Source organism: Bacillus cereus group sp. BfR-BA-01383 (assembly GCF_022663495.1).
In the GTDB taxonomy this organism is placed as follows: Bacteria; Bacillota; Bacilli; order Bacillales; family Bacillaceae_G; genus Bacillus_A; species Bacillus_A cereus_AU.
The window spans coordinates 27,008-45,155 of record NZ_JAKUFP010000007.1 but is presented as its reverse complement, the minus strand read 5'-3'; the positions used below and the strand labels follow the sequence as shown (position 1 = coordinate 45,155).

Below are 18,148 nucleotides of genomic sequence, written 5' to 3'. Positions count from 1 at the left end.
TTAAAGGGGAAATGAAAATGGCTGGACAAATTCGTATGTCACCAGAGGAGCTTAAATCGAAAGCAGCTCGATATGGACAAGGTGCAAATCAAATTAAGGACATTTTAAGTCAACTACAAAACTTACAAAATGAATTAAGAGGAGAATGGGAAGGTCGTGCTTTCGAAGGTTTTGATCAACAGTTCAATCAATTAAAGCCAAAAGTACAAAACTTTGCACAGCTATTACAAGAAATTAATATGCAGCTTAATAAAACTGCAGAGGCTGTTGCTTCTCATGATGAAGAATTATCACGTAATTTCGGTTTGAATTAAAAACGCTTTATTCTATATAACAAGCATTTCAAATGAGCCATACAGCTTATAGTGTATGGCTCATTTGATTGCGTGCCTAGCGAGTGATATTGATAGGGATATATATTTATTGAGATTTCGTTGATGCGTTTGGGAAATTTATTGAAAGGATTTGAAAGAATGGGACAATTTCAAAGTAATTTACAAACAGTAACGCAAATTGCTACGCAGATGAGAACAGCTTCGGATATAATCCAAAGTGCAACGAATCGTCCTATAACAAAGGCGACGCGTACAACACTATCTGTTAACTCCAAAGCACAAGAAGCGAATCAACAAATGTTAGATTTTACGAAACAATTTTCCGCTGCCTTTCAACAAGCGGTTGATAATATTCATTCGGTATCTAATGAATTTGAGAGAATGGATAACGAACTTCACAACACTTTTCGCTAATGTGACAACCTACGTAAAGTAAAATAGTAGGAGGAAAAAGATGGATCGAGATATTGAAAATCAAATTAAAGAGTTAAATCTAAAGTTACGAAATGTATTTGAAGAACAGGACCGAAATCAATCTGCGATTCAAGCTCAAGAACAAGCGGAAGCAGATTTTTATGAATGTAGAAGTCGAAATCGTCGTTTGTTTGATCGAATTTTAGGAACTTGGCATGGTGATAGAGAAATGTCTCAGTTTTTTATGAATACGTATCAAGATACACAATATATTGAACGAAAAGTCACATTTGAATTGGAAAACAAAAAAGAAACGTTGCTTAAAGAAAGACGAGACCTTAATGATTTAGAAAACGCCCTTTCCTATCAACAACAACAATTAGCAAGGGAGGTCAATGCATGAGTTTAAATATGTATTTGGGAGAAGTACGAAGCCAAACTCAAAGCATGAATGCTGTATGTACCGCTACCATTCAAGGTATGGAACAAGCCATTCAGTCGATTGACACTTTTGCAGTTGATACTGTTTTACAAGGGCAAACATATAGTAGTGCAAAAGCATTTTTTGTACAAACCTTTCGTCCTTTGGCACAAGGAATCATTTATTTGTGTGAAGAATTAATCCGTCAGAATGATGCTTTTCCAAGTCAATTTCAATCACAAGTCGCTTCTACAGATGTAATTGAACACGAGATATTAGAACAAATTCGGGAAATTGACCGAATGATAGCAAGTACAGAAGCACTCAATCAAACTATGCCAATCCCAGGTATGGACGCTATGGTAAATCTTTTTACTGTCATGAGGCAAAAACTGCAAGAAAAATTAGAACATCTATATGAATTTAATTATACTTCTAGTAGCAATTATGATACAGCACTTCAACTAGCTGCTAGTATCGCACAAGGTTTAGCAGAGGTACAAAGTGGAAAAGGTTTTAGTCCTGTAAGTGGTACGTTTAGTACACAAGGGTTGAATATGGAATGGACAACTTCAATTCAAGCAATTATAGAAGAGAGGGCACGACAAGCTGCCAATTCAATTGAAGAAGGTGAAATGTGCGGTAAGCTACCTGAAAAATCTATTGGTGAAAAAATTTGGAACGGTATTGTAGATGGTACGGGACAAGCAGTTAGCGATACAATAGACGGAATAAAAGCTTTAGGAGATTGGGAAACGTGGGAAAACATGGGGAACGCTGCTTTGCACCCTATTGATACCCTTAGTACCATGTATAATGCATTGTCGGATTCATTTATTAATGATGTAATAAATGGAGACGCAGAAAGTCGGGCAAAGTGGGGAAGTTATGCTTTAACTCAAATTGGGCTAGGTCTCATTGGTGATAAAGGATTAAGTAAAGTATCGAAGGTAGCAACTACTGCAAATCTAACAAAAGGTATGTCCAGAGTAACTAATTCTGCTAAATATAGAAACGCAATAAACGTATTAAATAATTTTAATTTAAACATTGGAAACCGTTTTGCTTATGCTGGTTTTGGGGGAAGTTCTTTAAAATCTAGCTTTATTGATACTTATCAAACAGCTAAGGATAAGCTATCACCTTATCAATATACTAAAAGGACTACGGATGGTGACATTTTTGTTGGTAAATTATATGGAGAAGATGTAATTCTTAAAGATGTTAAAGTTGATGAAATTACTTACTCTAAGAGAGCTCGAGAAGAAGCTGCAAAACTTAGAAAGGTTTTTCAAAATACTGTAAAAAAGGAATTCCTTTACAGTTTGGCAACTAATCCTGAGAAGATTCTTGAACTTAAGAAAGCGGGTATACCAGATTTTGAAATAGAAAATATGAAAAAAGGAAAAAATCCATCAGGGTGGCAAGTACATCATAACCTCCCCTTAGATGATGGGGGGACAAATGACTTTGAAAATTTAACTTTAATACAAAATCATCCATATCATAAGGCTATTACTAATACACAAAAAACACTAACTAAAGACTTAACTCATGGAGATAGTATTGATATAGATTGGCCTATACCAAAATATAATATTTATCCTAAAGGGGAATAAATTGAGAAAGAAGGTTTTTATATGTGGAAAGATACGCTTTTAGAAGTTGAAAAAACAATGAAAAGTTTTAACCTCAAACTGAATAAACCAGCAAAAGATACTGAAGTTCAAAGATTAAGAGAACGTGTTAAAGAAAGCTTTAATATTGATTTACCTAATGAGTATGAGGAATTTCTTAGAACTGTAAATGGCTTCGAATTTGATGGTCTGATAATTTATGGAGTTGACCCTTCTTTACTAGAAACAGAAAGAGATGAAACAGTTTATGGACTTTTAGAAAATAATAAGATTTGGTATGAGAATGAGTGGCAACAAGAGTACCTTTTCCTTGGAGATTCAGATATAGCATGGTTTTGTAAAAACATATCTGAAGGTACTTACTTAGAACTTGATAAACCATCTGGTACAGTGATGGAAACATATAATGATTTCAATACAATGCTTGAGGAAGCATTGAAACCAACTCTTCTTTAGTAAGGAGGTAGTAAAAATTATGTTTAACTTTTTGAAAAAATATGTTGTAGCAGACAAGAGTGTTAAATCTAATCAAACACCTATTTTTTATCCTTTACCAAAAGAAGAGATAGCAGAAGCAGAAGATTTGTTGAAAATGCAGTTTCCAAAAGAACTAAAGCGTTTCTATGAGGAAATTGGCTATGGATTTTTAAAGACTAATAAGACTCTTATTAACAGATTCATGGACCAATTTTCTGTTGTAGATTTTCGTTTAAGACAAGATATTTATGAATATAATCCTAATTTGGACGATGTCGATGATGAAGAATCACTAGTATTTTTTGAAGTATCAGAGATTAGCTTTTTAACAATTAAATTTAAGCAGGAAAATGAATTAGGTCAATGTCCTATATATTATGGTTCAACGAAAATAGCGGATTCTTTAGAAGAATTTTTAATAAAAATGGAAGGAAATCCTGATTATTATATTTAATAGATATCAATTCTCTTTTTTTTTAGAGTGGTGCATTATTGGTTCATCATTTTAAGAAATGTTTTCTAGCTTATGTGATTGCGAAGAAAAATAATAATTAATTATGAGTAACAAAAGTAAGACTTATGTGAATTACGCATAAGTCTTTTTAATATTATCTCAAAGTTAAGAAAATTGAGGGGGAAATTTCTCATGAATCTAGGGGAGCTAGTTTAAAAGAAATTAAATATACCTAGATTTCAACATCCGATTAGTAAAAAAGTGGTACCATTAACAGATAGTAATGGTAAAAGGATATTAAATGATAATAAACAGCCTATTATGACTCGAGAATTTACATATGAAGTAAAAGGTCAAAAAATTATAATTCAAGATCATTCAGAGGGTCATAAGTTTGGAGAAGGTGGAATTGGAGATCAGCCACCGCATCATAATGTAAGACCTGAATACAATACACGAACAGGACAGGTAGATGGTATGGAGGATCATTATTATTTTGAGAAGAGAAATAAAAAATAGGGAGTATAAAAATGATTGATCAATTTAAATTTTTAAATCCACAAGCGTTAATTAGTATTTTTGGGAAAATACCAAAGTTTGAAGAATCAGAGTTATTAGATGTGCGTCTTAAAAGAGATGGTCCTACTTTAGTTATTCAATTGATGACAAAGGAAAATGTTGAAAACAAGCCAAAACGATGGAATAAGTGGGATGTAATTTATGTAGAGATATCTTTCTTTACTATTCATAATTTAACAATAAAAGGTTTAGGGACAGAAAATATAATTGATTATTTTGAAATAAATACGATAGAAGAAGAAGGTTTATTAAAAATTAAGTGTAAGAATCAAATGTTAGTTGAGTGCTCGTTTGAATGGGCAAAGGTAGAAGGGGTAAGCCCAGGCTTAATAGGATTACCATAATTTTGATGGGAAGTAGATAGTTAATTTTTATAGTATTCATATTTTAATATTTTTGGATTAAATAAGGAATGCATCAAGGACATTATCTTTTTCTTCTTTATTGATACCAATGTATTTAAGTGTAATTTGTGGTGTGCTGTGATTGAGTATGTCTTGCAACATGGCTACATCTTTAGTTTGTTTATAGAACCAATAGCCGAAGCTTTTGCGCATAGTGTGAGTCCCAATAGATTCGATACCAGCAAAATCTTTGGCTTTTTTTAATTTTTGATAAGTCTAGATCTTATTAATGGGTTAATCTTTTTTTCGAGAAGGGAATAATATTTCACAGAAGGTGTAAAATGGGATGTTGATTTAGATGGTGATGGTGAAGATGATAGTATTAAGGATATGGTGAAAACGGGTTCGAAAAAAGCTTGGTCAACAGTAGCAGGGTGGTTTAATTAACATAAAAAAAACACACAGATTTTAATAAAAAAGCTTTTGAATATTATATGGCTCTTTATGCTGTAAATGATATAAGATCGACTATAATTACTCTTGTGATTGGGCGCAATAGGTTTGAAAGGTAGCGTTGGAAAAGAAACTGGTATAACGGTTCCTGCTTTAGAGGGTTTTACTGTGGGAAGTAGTTTGAAATTTGAAAAACCTGAGGAGAAAAGATGATATGAAAACTCCATCGTATAAACCATTATATATTTTAGTTTATGTCGTAATATCTGTATCTATTATAGGATTAATGATTACTCCATCCAACAATTTGTGGGGAAAATTGTTAGGAACTATCGTTCTCATTCTTTTGGGAGCAGGTTTAATATGTTTTTTAAAATTCGGACGGTGGGCGCAAGAGAAATTTTATGATAAATTTACAAAAAAACGGGATTAATATAAGACTGGAGTAATTTAAAACATGGGAGCAACCTTTGATGATATATGGTAGAAAACAGGAAGATTCAAAAACTAAGGAAACTTGGGATTATGTGGCTTGTTATTATCCTATTGGAAATGTTTCAACTGAATATAATATGTTTTTTAACCATGAATACATATCAGAAGTTATTTTTACTGGTTACATAAATGAGGATGAAATTAAGTTGCGTGAAGATTTGAAATAATAATTTGAAATTTATAACTATAATAAAATATATATATCTTAATGGATATAATTTTTTATTATAGTTATTTTTATAAGTTTAATGGATATAATTTTATTGGGAATAGAAGGGGTAATGATGGTGAAAATTTTTAAAAATACAATTTTATTTGTTTTGTGTTTAGTAATTCTTAGTGGTTGTTTTACAAGAGAGGGAACTATTGTTGGTGGTAAAGTTCATGGTTCTTCAGATAGTGTATCAGGTAGTATATCTGGAGATTATAGAAAATTTACTGGATCTGCAACTCAAGATAGGAAAGTTAAAAAAGGTGAGAATTGGATTTTTTCTTTTGATGATAAAACTAAACAAGGAACTATAATTGCTTATGTTGTGGATTCAAATGATAATACAATACTAGAGTTTAATAGTGGCGAAGGCGAAAAAAATATTAAAGTGCCTAAGGATGATACATATAAGGTTAAAATTAAAACGGAAGAACATGGTGGGGAATTTCGAATATCATGGAAAAAAGAAAAATAGTTTTTTTAGTCTTTAATTAAATAGTTTTGAATCTGTATTCTGGTGAAATATATAGTAATCATGTTTTTTAAGTAGAAAATCGAGTGAGAATCAGCTCCAATTTAATTCAAAGAATTATTAAGTAATGTTTTTAAATCTGATTGTATATCAAATTTTTCTTTATGTTGATCATATATGATTAGATATAGAAATTATCTAGTATATTATCTTTTTCTTCCTTATTGATGCCAATATATTTAATTGTAATTTATGAGGTGCTATGATTGAGTATTTCTTACAACATAGCGAAATCTTTTGTTTATTTATAGAACCAATAGCCGAAGGTTTTGCGCATGGTGTGAGTCCCAATAGATTCGATACGAGCAAAATCTTTGGCTTTTTGAAATTTTTGATAAGCCTAGATCTTATTAATGGGTTGATCTCCTTTTCGAGTAGGGAATAATATTTCACAGAAGGTGTAAAATGAGATGTTGATTTAGATGGTGATGGTGAAGATGATAGTATTAAGGATATGGTGAAAACGGGTGCGAAAAAAACTTGGTCAATAGTAGCAGGGTGGTTTAATTAACATGAAAAAAAATACAGATTTTAATAAAAAAGTTTTTGAATATTATATGGCTCTTTATGCTGTAAATGATATAAGATCGACTATAATTACTCTTGTGATTGGGATAGCAGATATATTTGTTCTTTTGCCTGCTTTTGCGAATCCTGTTCAACCGATATATATGTACATAATAGTTCCACCAGTTGCTTTTTTAAATTTATGGGCAATATGGATTGTTATAAATCCTAGGAAGCGGCAATTACAATACACTCTATTTCGTGGGGTATTTGGCATCGTATGTTCAGTAGGATTATTAGTTATAACCCAAAAGTTTGCATATGGAATGTTAGGATTACAAACTCCAATCTATTTTGTTTTTTCAGTGGGTTTGTATATTTTTGCTTTGAATTATTATTATAAAAATCATATAAAAAAACTTCAGGAACCAATCAAAAAATCAAAGTCATCGAAAAAAAACTCTGGTTTCGGAGTAGTGGCTTTTATAGGATTGGGCCAACTCGTTGCTAATATCAGCCTTGGTTTTGCAACACAAAAGATGGTAGCAATTGTATTAATGTGTGTATACTCAATGCTTTCGTTTATTTTGTTTCATTTCATTATGGAACTCCATAGGTATTATTATTTAAGGAAGCATATAGAAGATGGAGGTAGAACACATGAAACCTTTTAAAGAGTCTGCATTAAATTTTAAGTATATAATCGCGGTTCTCCTATAGTCAGTAAAGACTATGGAAAAGAAAAGGGAGAAGCAACATCATGAATATAGAATTACATTTAGATAAAGGAAGGCTGGGGAATTATGCAATTTTCTAAAGAAAAGTTTTTACCAAATGGTTCTATTGTTCTATTAAAAGGTGGGACGAAGAAAATTGTGATTTATGGAAGAAAACAAAAGCTTATGGTTAAAGAACCTGTGATGTATGACTATATTGGCTGTTTTTATCCAGAAGGCTACATTAATCCTGATTATACATTTGTATTTAATCATGAGGATATTGAAGAAGTTATATTTGTAGGTTTTATAGATGAGGAAGAAGAGGCATTTGTAGGATTGCTTAATTGAATATGATCTAGAAACAGGTGACCTTCAAATTCCGATAAAACTAGCAATCTCCACGCTGAACTTGGACAAATTATAAGCGGGGAAAAAGCTGGACACGAAAACGATGAAGAGATTACTATTTTCAAATCAGTTGGTTTGGCAGTAGTAGATATTATCGTTGCGAAGTATTTGTATGAGAAAGCGGTGGAGTGCGGGATGGGGAATAGGATTGAGTTTTGAGACTGCCTTTTGGTGGTCTTTTTTGCATAAAATCGTGTAAAGCAAGAAAAAGTAGAATATTCAATAGAAAGATAAAACGTTTAAAAGTTCGGAATAATACAATATAATACATTTGGTGAAATTAACCAATATATATTTTGCTCATTATGTATGAAAGGTGAGATTATAATAGGTGGGTATGGTTATAGATTCCATGCAGGTGAAGAATCAGGTTTTTCCGCAAGCCCACTTAACGGTTATGGCGGGTGATTTTCATTTAAGTTTGAGAAGGAAGCGAGATAATAGAATGCGAAAATTTTCAAAAATAGTTATATGTGTTGGTGCGTTAATAATGATTATACTGGGCATGATTGTACATGATACATGGAAGGATAGGATTTATTTTTCTTTAGCTGTACTGTTTGTTACCGTACTTTCTTTACTATGGAATATAGTTGCTCATAATATTATGGATAAATTTAGGGGGAAGGAGAATGAATAGCTATGAAACTTTTACCGATTGAAACAGTAGCGGGGTGGTTTAATTAACATGAAAAAAAGTATAGATTTTAATAAGAAAGCTTTTGCACATTATATGGCTCTTTATCCTGTAAATGAAATAAGAGTTCACGTAATTGGTCTTGTCCTTTTGGGGGCAGACGTGTTTGTTCTTTTGCCTGCTTTTGCGAATCCTTTTCGATTACTCTATGTATATATAGTAACTCCTCCAGTTATTTTTTTAAATTTGTGGGCGATATGGATTGCTATCAATCCTCGGAAACGACAATTACAATACACTCTATTTCGAGGAGTATATGGAACCATATGTTCAGTCGGATTATTGGTTATAACTCAAAAATATGCTTATGAAGTGTTACAATTACAAACCCCCATCTATTTTATTCTTTCATTTGGTTTGTATGGTTTTGCTTTGTATGATTTTTATAAAAATCATATTGAAAAACTTCAGGAACCAAGAAAAAAATCAAAATCATCGAAAGGAACTGGTGGTGTAAAAGTAGCAGCTATTGCAGCTGGATTGGGGCAGTTAATTGCTAATATAATTCTTAGCATTGCAACACAACAGATGGGGGCAATTGTATTTATGTCTGCATGCACAGTGATTTCGTTTGTTTTGTTTTATATGATTATAGAACTCCATAAGTATTATTATTTACGGAAGCATATAGAAGATGGAGGGAAAATACGTATAGGATTTTAAAGAGGATTTGAAAATCCATACCAGGCTATACCTTAGAGTAAAAAGATCAAGAGTGGATATAGGGATAAATAATACTTAATCGAAAACGATGAAGAGATTACTATTTTTAAATCAGTTGGTTTGGCAGTAGTAGATATTATCGTTGCGAAGTATTTGTATGAGAAAGCGGTGGAGCAAGGGATTGGGAATAGGATTGAGTTTTGAGGGACTGCCTTTTGGTGGTCTTTTTTTAGGGTGTTGTGCACGGAATGGGATGCTAGTTTTGGAGGGATTCATAACGCAGAAAAAGCGATTGGAGCATGGGGAAAAGATGCAGAATATGCAGAAATGCTTCAGAAATTTATTGAACATCATAAAGTAGGAGGTAAATAAAAAAATGAAAAATGAAATGAAAAATTGTTTTGATAAAATAATTAGAGAGTGGCAAGATTGTAATAATTCATTGCCAAAATCTTTATGGATAGAAGAAGCAGATGCTTTTATCTATGAAGGAGAACCAGATACAGAGGGGGACGTATTTTGGAAACCTTTAGAGAAAAATATAATTCATGATTTTTTTGATATAGAAAAAGATTTGGGGATACAATTACATAATTCAATTAAAGAATATTATAATTCTTATTGGTTTTTAGACTTAGGAGGTAATTATTTAGGTTATGATTTTGAATTAAATCTTGTTATACCAGGAATTGAACTGCATGATTTTTATGTATCTTTACAAGGATACCAAGGCGCACATGATAATCAACTGAATAATATTCCTATTGGTATGGAATTTAATGGTCTCTTGGTAGTTGTAGATAATGAAAATGGACAAGTAAAATTAGAAGACTATGAAAGCGAAAGCTTCGAAGTTATTTGTGATAGTTTAGCAGAATTAATTTTAAATCTTTCATAAGACATATTAAAAAATAAAAAGTAAAAGTTAGCTCTTATGAGTCCGCTTTTACTTTTTTAAATATATAGTGTGAATTTACTATTATATTTTTCAATAAAGTTATTTTTAAAAATTAGATAAGGAATGTATCAAGGATATTATCCTTTTCTTCTTTATTGATACCAATGTATTTAAGTGTAATTTGTGGTGTATTATGATTAAGGATTTCTTGCAATGTCGCCACATCTTTTGTTTGTTTATAGAACCAATATCCGAAGGTTTTTAAATTATATATTAATGAATTATGCTTTCTTAGATAAAGTAAATCGAGTTCAGGTAAACGAAGAACATAGAATACATAATTTTAACTAGATTTATTATTAGCTAATGTATCTCCACCACCAAGCTCCGCCTCAATCTGCGAAGTCTTCGATGACTCATCCATACGCCAATACGTAATAAAGCTGATCGCGATACAGCCAGCTACGTAGAAATAGAATAGTGATTCCATTCCGATACTCTTTAGCCATAATGCGATGAACTCAGCTGTTCCGCCGAATATCGCAACATTATACGTTCGAAGGAAATGGTGCAAACGGTCTGGCTTTAATGGCAAAGGCACAAATTATTGTTCATTTATAAGAAAATTTTTTGATTATGTGACATTATAATTACCGGAAGTTTCGGTAATACATGGATGTGTTCATGTTCATGTTTATAAGAATGTAGTGCAAGAGGTAGTTAATAAGGGCAGAGAGTACGTGGTTAAATTAAATTGTAAATTTAAAGTTTGAAACTACTGAAGAACACAAATTATGGATGTTATAATTGAAGAAAATCCCTAACCATGGAGGAATTCAAATGCCAATCTACAACAAATTAGTAAGAGATCGTATCCCAGAAATTATCGAGAATAATGGAAAGACATTCACAACTAGAATACTAGATGAAAAAGAATATATAGTAGAAGTGAGTAAGAAAACACAAGAGGAGCTAGCTGAGTATTTAGAGGCTGAAAGTAAAGAGCATAAAGTAGAAGAATTAGCTGATTTATTAGAGCTAGTGAATGCGTTAGCACAATATGAAGGTGTGACGTTAGAGGATGTTGAGAAAGTTCGTAAACAGAAGGCGGAAAAGCGTGGTGGTTTTCAGGAGAGAATTTTCTTAGTTGAGGTACAGGATGACTAATGTACAGCTCGTTACGAATAATTTGATCCATAAGCTAGAGCGCTATATGGATGATGCAAAATCGATATATATTTTAACTTCGTTTGTTATGAAATCAGGGGTAGATGTCTTAGCTCCCCTTTTACGGAAAGCAGCAGAAAAGAATGTAGATATTAAGATTTGTACAGGAGATTATTTGTATATTACACAACCAGATGCTTTAGAGAAATTGTATGAAATTCATCCTGATATTGAGATTCGACTGTGGAGGAGTGCAGGGAAATCATTTCATCCGAAGGCTTATTTATTTGAGCGTGAGAGCGACGGAGTTATGATTGTTGGTTCTTCTAATATGTCTCGTTCCGCGTTAACAAGTGGTGTGGAATGGAGCTTGCTTGTGAAAGAGAGTGTTGGAGAGGAAGCTTTTTCAGAGGCGATTGATCAATTTTTACATATTCATATGAACGAAGCAACTCAGCCTATCAATTTAGAAACAATTAAACAATATCGTAAAGAGTACGAAGAATTTCATACAACTCATTCGAATTTAGTCCGAACTTGGACAAGACAAGAAGAGATAGAAATGATGATGCCCTCGGGACAAGAGAATTATACTGCGAGCTCAGGAGTAGAAATTGAATTAGAGGAATCAGGCGTATATGAAACAAAGATTACACCACGCTTTGCACAAGTATCTGCATTGGAACAATTAGAGAATGTATTGGAAGAAGGATACAACAAAGCGATGGTTGTTATGGCAACAGGACTTGGTAAAACGTATTTAGCTGCTTTTTTTGCAAAACGTTTTAAGCGAGTTTTATTTATTGCGCATTTAGAAGAAATATTAAATCAGGCAGAAAAATCTTTTCTACGTGTAATCGATAATAAGACTACGGGGATTTATAATGGGAAGAAAAAAGAAGGCGAGAAGGATGTTGTTTTTGCTTCTATTCAAACGTTGAGTAGAAAGCGTCACCTAGAAAACTTCTCACCTAATGATTTTGACCTTATTATTGTAGACGAGTTCCACCATGCAGCAGCTAACAGTTATCAAAGAGTACTAGATTATTTTAACCCTAACTTCTTATTGGGAATAACGGCAACGCCAGATCGAAATGATTTTCGTGATATTTATTCGATTTGTGATGGGAACGTTGCATATCGAATAGATTTTATGGAAGCGATCCAGCGTGGATGGTTATCTCCGTTTCACTATTATGGAGTACATGATGATACTGATTACTCACAAATACGTTGGATAGGCAATAAGTACGATCGTGAGGAACTTGCGCAAATTCAGTTAAGAGAGGAACTCGCCTTAAATATTTTAGAAGCTTGGAAGAAATATAAGAAAACTAGAACAATTGTCTTTTGCTCTAGTATTAGGCAAGCAGTCTTTTTGTCTACATACTTTAATAAGAACGGTTATAGTACAATTTCACTTCATTCGGAAACAAAACATATTTCGAGGGAAGATGCGATTAAACAGCTGGACAGTAATAAGCTAGATGCTATTTTTACAGTAGATTTATTTAACGAAGGTGTTGATATTCCATCTGTCGATACACTTTTATTTGTTCGCCCAACAGAATCATTAACAATTTTTACGCAACAAATTGGTCGTGGTTTACGATTGCATGAGCATAAGGAGTCTTGTGTTGTAATTGATCTAATTGCGAATTACCGAAATGCAGATATAAAAATGCAAATGCTTCGAGTTGATGATGGAAAGACGAAAGGAAATGGTACACAAAATATATTGCCAGATGGATGTACAGTAGAGTTTGAATTAGAAGCAAAGCAATTATTAGATGAATTACTGAAAAAGAAAATGCCGAGAAAAGAAAAACTGCAGCATGGCTATCAAACTGTAAAAATAGATCTTGGACGTCGACCTACATATTTAGAATTACATAAGCTTGGTACAGAAGAGAGTAAAGAATACCGCCAAGAGTTTAAATCATATGTTGGCTTTTTAGCATGGAATGATGAATTAACAGAACTGGAAAAAACAGTGTTTTTACATTGTGAAGCGTGGTTACAAGAAGTTGAAAAAACAGGAATGGCAAAAAGTTATAAAATGCTACTACTGTTAGCGATGTTACAACGCGGAAAAGAGAAATGGTACCATCCTATCTCTCCAGAAGAAGTTGCACCATTCTTCCATCAGTTTTTAATGGAAAAAGAATACCGCAAGCGAATTGATTTTAGTGATAAGCAAGCACAACGTATGTGGGAATATGATGAAGAAAAAGTTAGTAAACTAATCGCCACAATGCCAATGACAAAATGGAGTGGTAGTTCGAAAGGTTTACTATCATTTGATGGAAATGTATTTTCTCTAAATATGGATGTTAGAAAAGAAGATGAAGAGATTTTATTTGAATGGACAAAGGAGATATGTGAATATCGCCTTCATGCATATTTTGAAAGAAGGACAGCAACGCTGAAATAAGTGTTGCTGTTTTTGAATTTAAAAATTGAAGAGAAGTAAGCTTAACTATTCGTTTAAATGGATTGAGATAGTGAAAATAAGTATAAAAAAATATTTAATATTGAGTTTGACTAAGTAAAAGATAATTTAAGTCTAGATAAGTGTATTTTATTGTAGGGAATTAAATAGTTATGTTTTACTAATACTTCTATAGTCTCAGAAAATCCAATCTCTTAGAAAGAGCGTTAAAGGTATGCTGGAAGAAGTCGTTTATTGGGATGATGTTATTAAGAGGATGATTGAGAGTGATACTTGGAAGGGGAAAAAGGTGCTTAAGAGAGAAGTGCTCAATCATGCTGTATTTTTGTAGTTACTTCTATATAATATAAAAGAGATGAGAGTGTTAGGCTAATTACATTAAAGATGGTAGATAGGAATAGATAAAATCTGTCTTACTGATTAAAAATTTATTAGTCGTTAAAAAATATAAAAGGCATTTTTCAGCCTATAAGGTATGGAAACGTAGATTATAGAGTTTCTGTGAGATTTAAGGAGGACATAATGAAGAAAAATATTTATGTTGTTGGAGCAGTAATTGTCCAAGATGAGAAAATTTTATGTGCACAAAGAGGACCATCTAAATCGCTACCTCTTATGTGGGAATTTCCAGGTGGGAAAATAGAAGAGGGAGAATCACCTCAAGAGGCGTTAAAGCGTGAAATTAATGAGGAAATGCATTGTAGCGTGCAGATTGGTGAACAAATTGATTATACAGCCTATGAGTATGATTTTGGTATTGTTCATTTGAATACTTTTTATTGTAAACTTGTTGAAGGAAGTCCGGTTTTAACTGAGCATGTAGCAATTAAATGGTTATATCCTAATGAACTAGCAGCTTTAGAGTGGGCACCTGCGGATATCCCAACTATTGAGAAATTATCAAAAGAATCGATTGTAAAGTAATTTGATTAAAAACTATTCGTTTTATGCGGATAGTTTTTTTATTGTAATAAATTTGCACTTTAAATCAGTGAGTAATACAATTAGTATAAAAATTTGTCATAAATGGTGATCATATGGAGAATTTCATTCAAAAGTTAGAGGGATCTTTATATAAAGGATTTATTGATCAAAAACATAATCATCCCGGAATATATAAGCCTAAACTATTAGTAAACAATACGAAGAAAAATGAAAATGTTTTAAGCTCATTGTTGGAGGAGCTTGAAAATAGTACAGCCTTTATTTTCTCAGTGGCCTTTATTACGGAAAGTGGGCTGGCGACTTTAAAATCGCATTTTCTTGATCTTAAACAAAAAGGGGTTAAAGGACGTATATTAACATCAACATTCTTAAATTTTAATACACCAAAAGTGTTTAGAGAGTTAATGAAACTTGAAAATGTAGAAGTAAGGTTAACAAATTTATCTGGTTTTCATTCAAAGGGATACATATTCGATAACAAAACACATTGTTCATTAATTGTCGGTAGTTCAAATCTGACTGCACATGCTTTGAAGGTAAACTATGAATGGAACGTTAAGTTAACATCGCATGAAGATGGAGAGATTGTACAGCATTTTAAAAATCAATTTGAAGAAGTCTGGGAGCATTCTCAAATTTTAACTGAAGAGTTGATTGCAAATTACGAAACAGTATATGAACAAGTTGCAGAAAATAAGATGCTAGATCGAGTTGTAGAATTACCTGGTCAATATCATAATTCAATTGAAGAAGCCTTGAAAATTAGCCCAAATAAAATGCAACAAGCTGCGTTACAAGAAATACAAGCTATTCGAGAAGCTGGAAAAGAAAAAGGATTAGTTATTTCCGCAACAGGAACAGGGAAGACATATCTGTCAGCATTTGATGTCAGAAACTTTGCACCTAAACGGATGCTATTTATTGTTCATCGAGAGCAAATATTAAATAAAGCGAAATCCGATTTTCAAAAAGTTCTTGGTGGGATAGATGAGGACTTTGGGATTTTATCAGGATCAAATAAACAAATAAATGCTAAATATTTATTTGCAACGATCCAAACCATTTCAAAAGAAGAAAATTTAAAACAATTTGATCCTGGGCTATTCGATTATATTTTAATAGATGAAGTTCATAAAGCGGGTGCTAGTTCTTATCATAGGGTTATTGATTATTTTAAACCGAAATTTTTAATGGGAATGACAGCTACACCTGAACGTACAGACAATTTTAATATTTATGAGCTATTTGATTACAATATTGCTTATGAAATTCGTTTGCAAGAAGCACTTGAAGAAGATATGCTTTGTCCTTTCCATTATTTTGGAGTAACTGATTTTGAATATAATGGTGAAAAGATAGATGACACTACGGTTTTATCTAAACTTGTTACGGAAGAACGAGTGGATCATATAGTTGAAAAAGTAAAATATTACGGTTTTTCTGGTGAGAAAGTAACAGGACTAATGTTTTGCAGCCGAAAAGATGAAGCAGAACAATTATCATACGCCCTAAATAATAGGGGTTTTCGCACATTTGCATTAACTGGAGATCATTCCCAAGAGGAAAGAGAATTGCGCGTGAATCAATTAGAAAATGGCATACTCGATTACATTTTAACAGTAGATATTTTTAATGAAGGAATTGATATTCCGAGTGTGAACCAAGTTGTTATGTTAAGACAAACTCAATCAAGTATTATCTTTATACAGCAGTTGGGGCGTGGGCTTCGAAAACACGATTCGAAAGATTTTGTTACGATTATTGATTTCATTGGAAACTATAAAAACAACTATTTAATTCCGATTGCCCTTTCAGGAGACAGATCGCAAAATAAAGATAACATACGTAGATATACAAATGATACGAGTTATATTAAAGGTATTTCAACAGTTAACTTTGAAGAGATAGCGAAAAAACAAATCTTTAAAGCGATTAATAATAGTAATTTAACAGCAATGAAAGTATTAAAGGAAGCTTTTGCTGAGTTGAAAAATAGAATAGGAAGAATTCCATATTTATATGACTTTATAGTAAGCCATTCTATTGATCCTGTTGTACTTGTGGAAGGATATTCGAACTATTATCAGTTCCTATTGAAAATGAAAGAAGATGTCCCTGTATTAACAGAGTACGAAAATAAAGTTTTAACAATGCTCTCATTGGAAGTATTAAATGGAAAACGTAAAAACGAAATCGTCTTGTTAGACTTATTATTAAAGCAAGAAAAAGTTGATAAAGATGAGTATCTAAAACAACTTGAAAAATCTAATTGCTTAACAGATGATGAGACGATTACTTCTGTGCAACGGATTTTTGAATTAGAGTTTTTCTCACAAAACAACCAAAAAAAATATGGGGAAAAGCCAATTCTCACGTTGCAGGATGAGAAGACATTTATATTTAATGATTCTATTCGAAAAAGCTTAGAACAAAATGAATACTTTAAGTATATGGTTATGGATATCATTAAAAGTGCGAAAGAAAAGAGCAAAAACTATGAGTGTGATAGTAACCTGACTATATATAAAAAATACTCAAGAAAAGATGTATGCAAACTTTTAAATTGGCACAATGATGAGAGTTCGACTGTATATGGCTATAAAACCAAACATTACACTTGTCCAATATTTATCACATATCATAAAAATGATGAGGTAGAATCCAGTGTCAACTATGGTGATGAATTCCTCAATCAAGATGTTCTGAAATGGTATACAAGAAGTAATAGAACATTAAAGTCAAAGGAAGTTCAGACAATTATTGATGCTAAAAAAAATAATATTGATGTCCATATTTTTGTAAAAAAAGATGATGACGAGGGAACCGACTTTTACTATTTAGGAAAAGCGAGACCTGATAAAGCAAGTGTAGAACAAACTGAAATGCAAGATAAAAATGGAAAAGAACTCCCGGTTGTTACGATGAATATGATTATGGAGAAATCAGTTGATAATAAGCTTTATGATTACATAAAGGAAGGTAATGTTTTGTAGGTAGATTTGATTTTTAATGCTTGTATAGCCTAAAAATGAATAACGGGATAGTAGTATTAGTGAATAAGATAAGGCTGTATCAAAATGGCATTGGGGTATGCTTTTGATATGGCCTTATTTATTGGGTTGTAATATGTTTTTTTGTTGGTTTTTATGGGTTCATTTCAGTGGTGTGAGCAGAATGGGATGGATCTTTTTCATATGTTTGAGTTTGCAAAGGGGAGTTCTTGTACTTCTGTTATTAACAGAAGCACAAGAACTCCCGGAACTATTTATAAAATCAAAAGAAGAACGAACTCTTTGGAAAACGCTGCGTTTATTAAGAGTTATTATGTGCAGGACGTTCA

At 32.3% G+C, this 18,148-nt stretch carries 20 protein-coding genes and 7 pseudogenes; 23 read left to right on the top strand and 4 right to left on the bottom strand.

All coding sequences use genetic code 11. The annotated features are described in order from the left end of the window. Positions 1-17 precede the first annotated feature (17 nt). The 8 genes from MR065_RS09475 to MR065_RS09440 all read left to right on the top strand — a co-directional run bounded on the left by MR065_RS09475 (position 18) and on the right by MR065_RS09440 (position 4,661). Complete coding sequence (locus MR065_RS09475) at positions 18-314, top strand: WXG100 family type VII secretion target (protein ID WP_242213455.1); 297 nt, start codon at positions 18-20, stop codon at positions 312-314. Between the two features lie 159 nt (positions 315-473). Further along, positions 474-749 carry a TIGR04197 family type VII secretion effector gene (locus tag MR065_RS09470; protein ID WP_242213454.1) on the top strand — a complete coding sequence of 92 codons (276 nt, stop codon included), beginning with the start codon at positions 474-476 and terminating at the stop codon, positions 747-749. Between the two features lie 40 nt (positions 750-789). Next, positions 790-1,152, top strand: a complete 363-nt coding sequence (locus MR065_RS09465; protein ID WP_242213453.1) for a DUF3958 family protein — start codon at positions 790-792, stop codon at positions 1,150-1,152. Continuing rightward, positions 1,149-2,789, top strand: a complete 1,641-nt coding sequence (locus tag MR065_RS09460; RefSeq protein WP_242213452.1) for a T7SS effector LXG polymorphic toxin — start codon at positions 1,149-1,151, stop codon at positions 2,787-2,789. Before MR065_RS09465 ends, MR065_RS09460 begins: the two co-directional genes overlap by 4 nt. A gap of 21 nt (positions 2,790-2,810) precedes the next feature. Next, positions 2,811-3,263: a YrhA family protein gene (locus MR065_RS09455; protein ID WP_000265347.1), complete on the top strand. Its 453-nt coding sequence runs from the start codon at positions 2,811-2,813 to the stop codon at positions 3,261-3,263. A gap of 19 nt (positions 3,264-3,282) precedes the next feature. Further along, positions 3,283-3,738 carry an SMI1/KNR4 family protein gene (locus tag MR065_RS09450; protein ID WP_087970821.1) on the top strand — a complete coding sequence of 152 codons (456 nt, stop codon included), beginning with the start codon at positions 3,283-3,285 and terminating at the stop codon, positions 3,736-3,738. A 261-nt stretch (positions 3,739-3,999) separates the two neighbouring features. Further along, positions 4,000-4,257 carry an HNH/endonuclease VII fold putative polymorphic toxin gene (locus MR065_RS09445; RefSeq protein ID WP_242213451.1) on the top strand — a complete coding sequence of 86 codons (258 nt, stop codon included), beginning with the start codon at positions 4,000-4,002 and terminating at the stop codon, positions 4,255-4,257. A gap of 11 nt (positions 4,258-4,268) precedes the next feature. Further along, on the top strand, positions 4,269-4,661 hold the full coding sequence (locus MR065_RS09440) for an immunity 50 family protein (protein ID WP_242213450.1): 393 nt from the start codon (positions 4,269-4,271) through the stop codon (positions 4,659-4,661). A gap of 57 nt (positions 4,662-4,718) precedes the next feature. Here the strand turns inward: MR065_RS09440 and MR065_RS09435 are convergent. Continuing rightward, positions 4,719-4,982: pseudogene (locus MR065_RS09435) on the bottom strand (tyrosine-type recombinase/integrase); the annotation flags it as partial. A gap of 346 nt (positions 4,983-5,328) precedes the next feature. On the opposite strand from MR065_RS09435, the gene MR065_RS09430 reads away from it, so the two are divergent. From MR065_RS09430 to MR065_RS09420, 3 genes and pseudogenes are all read left to right on the top strand, one after another. After that, a complete protein-coding gene (locus tag MR065_RS09430) occupies positions 5,329-5,547 on the top strand; it encodes a hypothetical protein (protein WP_242213449.1) in 219 nt (72 codons plus the stop codon). A 16-nt stretch (positions 5,548-5,563) separates the two neighbouring features. Beyond that, positions 5,564-5,776: pseudogene (locus MR065_RS09425) on the top strand (DUF4176 domain-containing protein); the annotation flags it as partial. A gap of 117 nt (positions 5,777-5,893) precedes the next feature. Further along, complete coding sequence (locus MR065_RS09420; protein WP_002202960.1) at positions 5,894-6,295, top strand: hypothetical protein; 402 nt, start codon at positions 5,894-5,896, stop codon at positions 6,293-6,295. A 178-nt stretch (positions 6,296-6,473) separates the two neighbouring features. On the opposite strand, the pseudogene MR065_RS09415 reads toward MR065_RS09420, so the two are convergent. Then, positions 6,474-6,737 (bottom strand): annotated as a pseudogene (locus MR065_RS09415) (tyrosine-type recombinase/integrase); the annotation flags it as partial. Between the two features lie 127 nt (positions 6,738-6,864). On the opposite strand from MR065_RS09415, the gene MR065_RS09410 reads away from it, so the two are divergent. From MR065_RS09410 to MR065_RS09380, 8 genes and pseudogenes are all read left to right on the top strand, one after another. After that, positions 6,865-7,533, top strand: a complete 669-nt coding sequence (locus MR065_RS09410; RefSeq protein ID WP_242213448.1) for a hypothetical protein — start codon at positions 6,865-6,867, stop codon at positions 7,531-7,533. A 129-nt stretch (positions 7,534-7,662) separates the two neighbouring features. Next, positions 7,663-7,926, top strand: a complete 264-nt coding sequence (locus MR065_RS09405) for a DUF4176 domain-containing protein (protein ID WP_242213447.1) — start codon at positions 7,663-7,665, stop codon at positions 7,924-7,926. Between the two features lie 10 nt (positions 7,927-7,936). Beyond that, positions 7,937-8,145 (top strand): annotated as a pseudogene (locus tag MR065_RS09400) (ornithine cyclodeaminase family protein); the annotation flags it as partial. Positions 8,146-8,323: 178 nt separating this feature from the next. Then, positions 8,324-8,626: a hypothetical protein gene (locus MR065_RS09395; protein ID WP_242213558.1), complete on the top strand. Its 303-nt coding sequence runs from the start codon at positions 8,324-8,326 to the stop codon at positions 8,624-8,626. A 48-nt stretch (positions 8,627-8,674) separates the two neighbouring features. Next, entirely contained in the window at positions 8,675-9,346 is a 672-nt protein-coding gene (locus MR065_RS09390; RefSeq protein ID WP_242213446.1) for a hypothetical protein, read from the top strand. Positions 9,347-9,427: 81 nt separating this feature from the next. Further along, positions 9,428-9,550: pseudogene (locus MR065_RS09385) on the top strand (ornithine cyclodeaminase family protein); the annotation flags it as partial. A gap of 33 nt (positions 9,551-9,583) precedes the next feature. Beyond that, the gene (locus MR065_RS27435) at positions 9,584-9,718 is read left to right on the top strand and encodes a hypothetical protein (protein WP_277927365.1); all 135 of its coding nucleotides are present in this window, start codon (positions 9,584-9,586) and stop codon (positions 9,716-9,718) included. A 4-nt stretch (positions 9,719-9,722) separates the two neighbouring features. Further along, complete coding sequence (locus MR065_RS09380; protein WP_242213445.1) at positions 9,723-10,244, top strand: SecY-interacting protein Syd; 522 nt, start codon at positions 9,723-9,725, stop codon at positions 10,242-10,244. Between the two features lie 112 nt (positions 10,245-10,356). On the opposite strand, the pseudogene MR065_RS09375 reads toward MR065_RS09380, so the two are convergent. Beyond that, positions 10,357-10,506: pseudogene (locus MR065_RS09375) on the bottom strand (tyrosine-type recombinase/integrase); the annotation flags it as partial. A gap of 81 nt (positions 10,507-10,587) precedes the next feature. Continuing rightward, positions 10,588-10,791 (bottom strand): annotated as a pseudogene (locus MR065_RS09370) (alpha-ketoglutarate transporter); the annotation flags it as partial. 293 nt (positions 10,792-11,084) lie between these two features. Here MR065_RS09370 and MR065_RS09365 point away from each other — a divergent pair. The 4 genes from MR065_RS09365 (at position 11,085) to MR065_RS09350 (ending at position 17,801) form a co-directional block, all read left to right on the top strand. Next, on the top strand, positions 11,085-11,411 hold the full coding sequence (locus MR065_RS09365) for a nucleoside triphosphate pyrophosphohydrolase (protein ID WP_242213444.1): 327 nt from the start codon (positions 11,085-11,087) through the stop codon (positions 11,409-11,411). Then, positions 11,404-13,845, top strand: a complete 2,442-nt coding sequence (locus MR065_RS09360) for a DEAD/DEAH box helicase family protein (RefSeq protein WP_242213443.1) — start codon at positions 11,404-11,406, stop codon at positions 13,843-13,845. The genes MR065_RS09365 and MR065_RS09360 overlap by 8 nt, the downstream gene beginning before the upstream one ends. A 540-nt stretch (positions 13,846-14,385) precedes the next feature. Continuing rightward, positions 14,386-14,787, top strand: coding sequence for a (deoxy)nucleoside triphosphate pyrophosphohydrolase (locus MR065_RS09355; RefSeq protein WP_242213442.1), 402 nt, complete (start codon positions 14,386-14,388; stop codon positions 14,785-14,787). Between the two features lie 113 nt (positions 14,788-14,900). Continuing rightward, complete coding sequence (locus tag MR065_RS09350) at positions 14,901-17,801, top strand: DEAD/DEAH box helicase (protein WP_242213441.1); 2,901 nt, start codon at positions 14,901-14,903, stop codon at positions 17,799-17,801. The last annotated feature ends 347 nt before the right edge of the window (positions 17,802-18,148 follow it).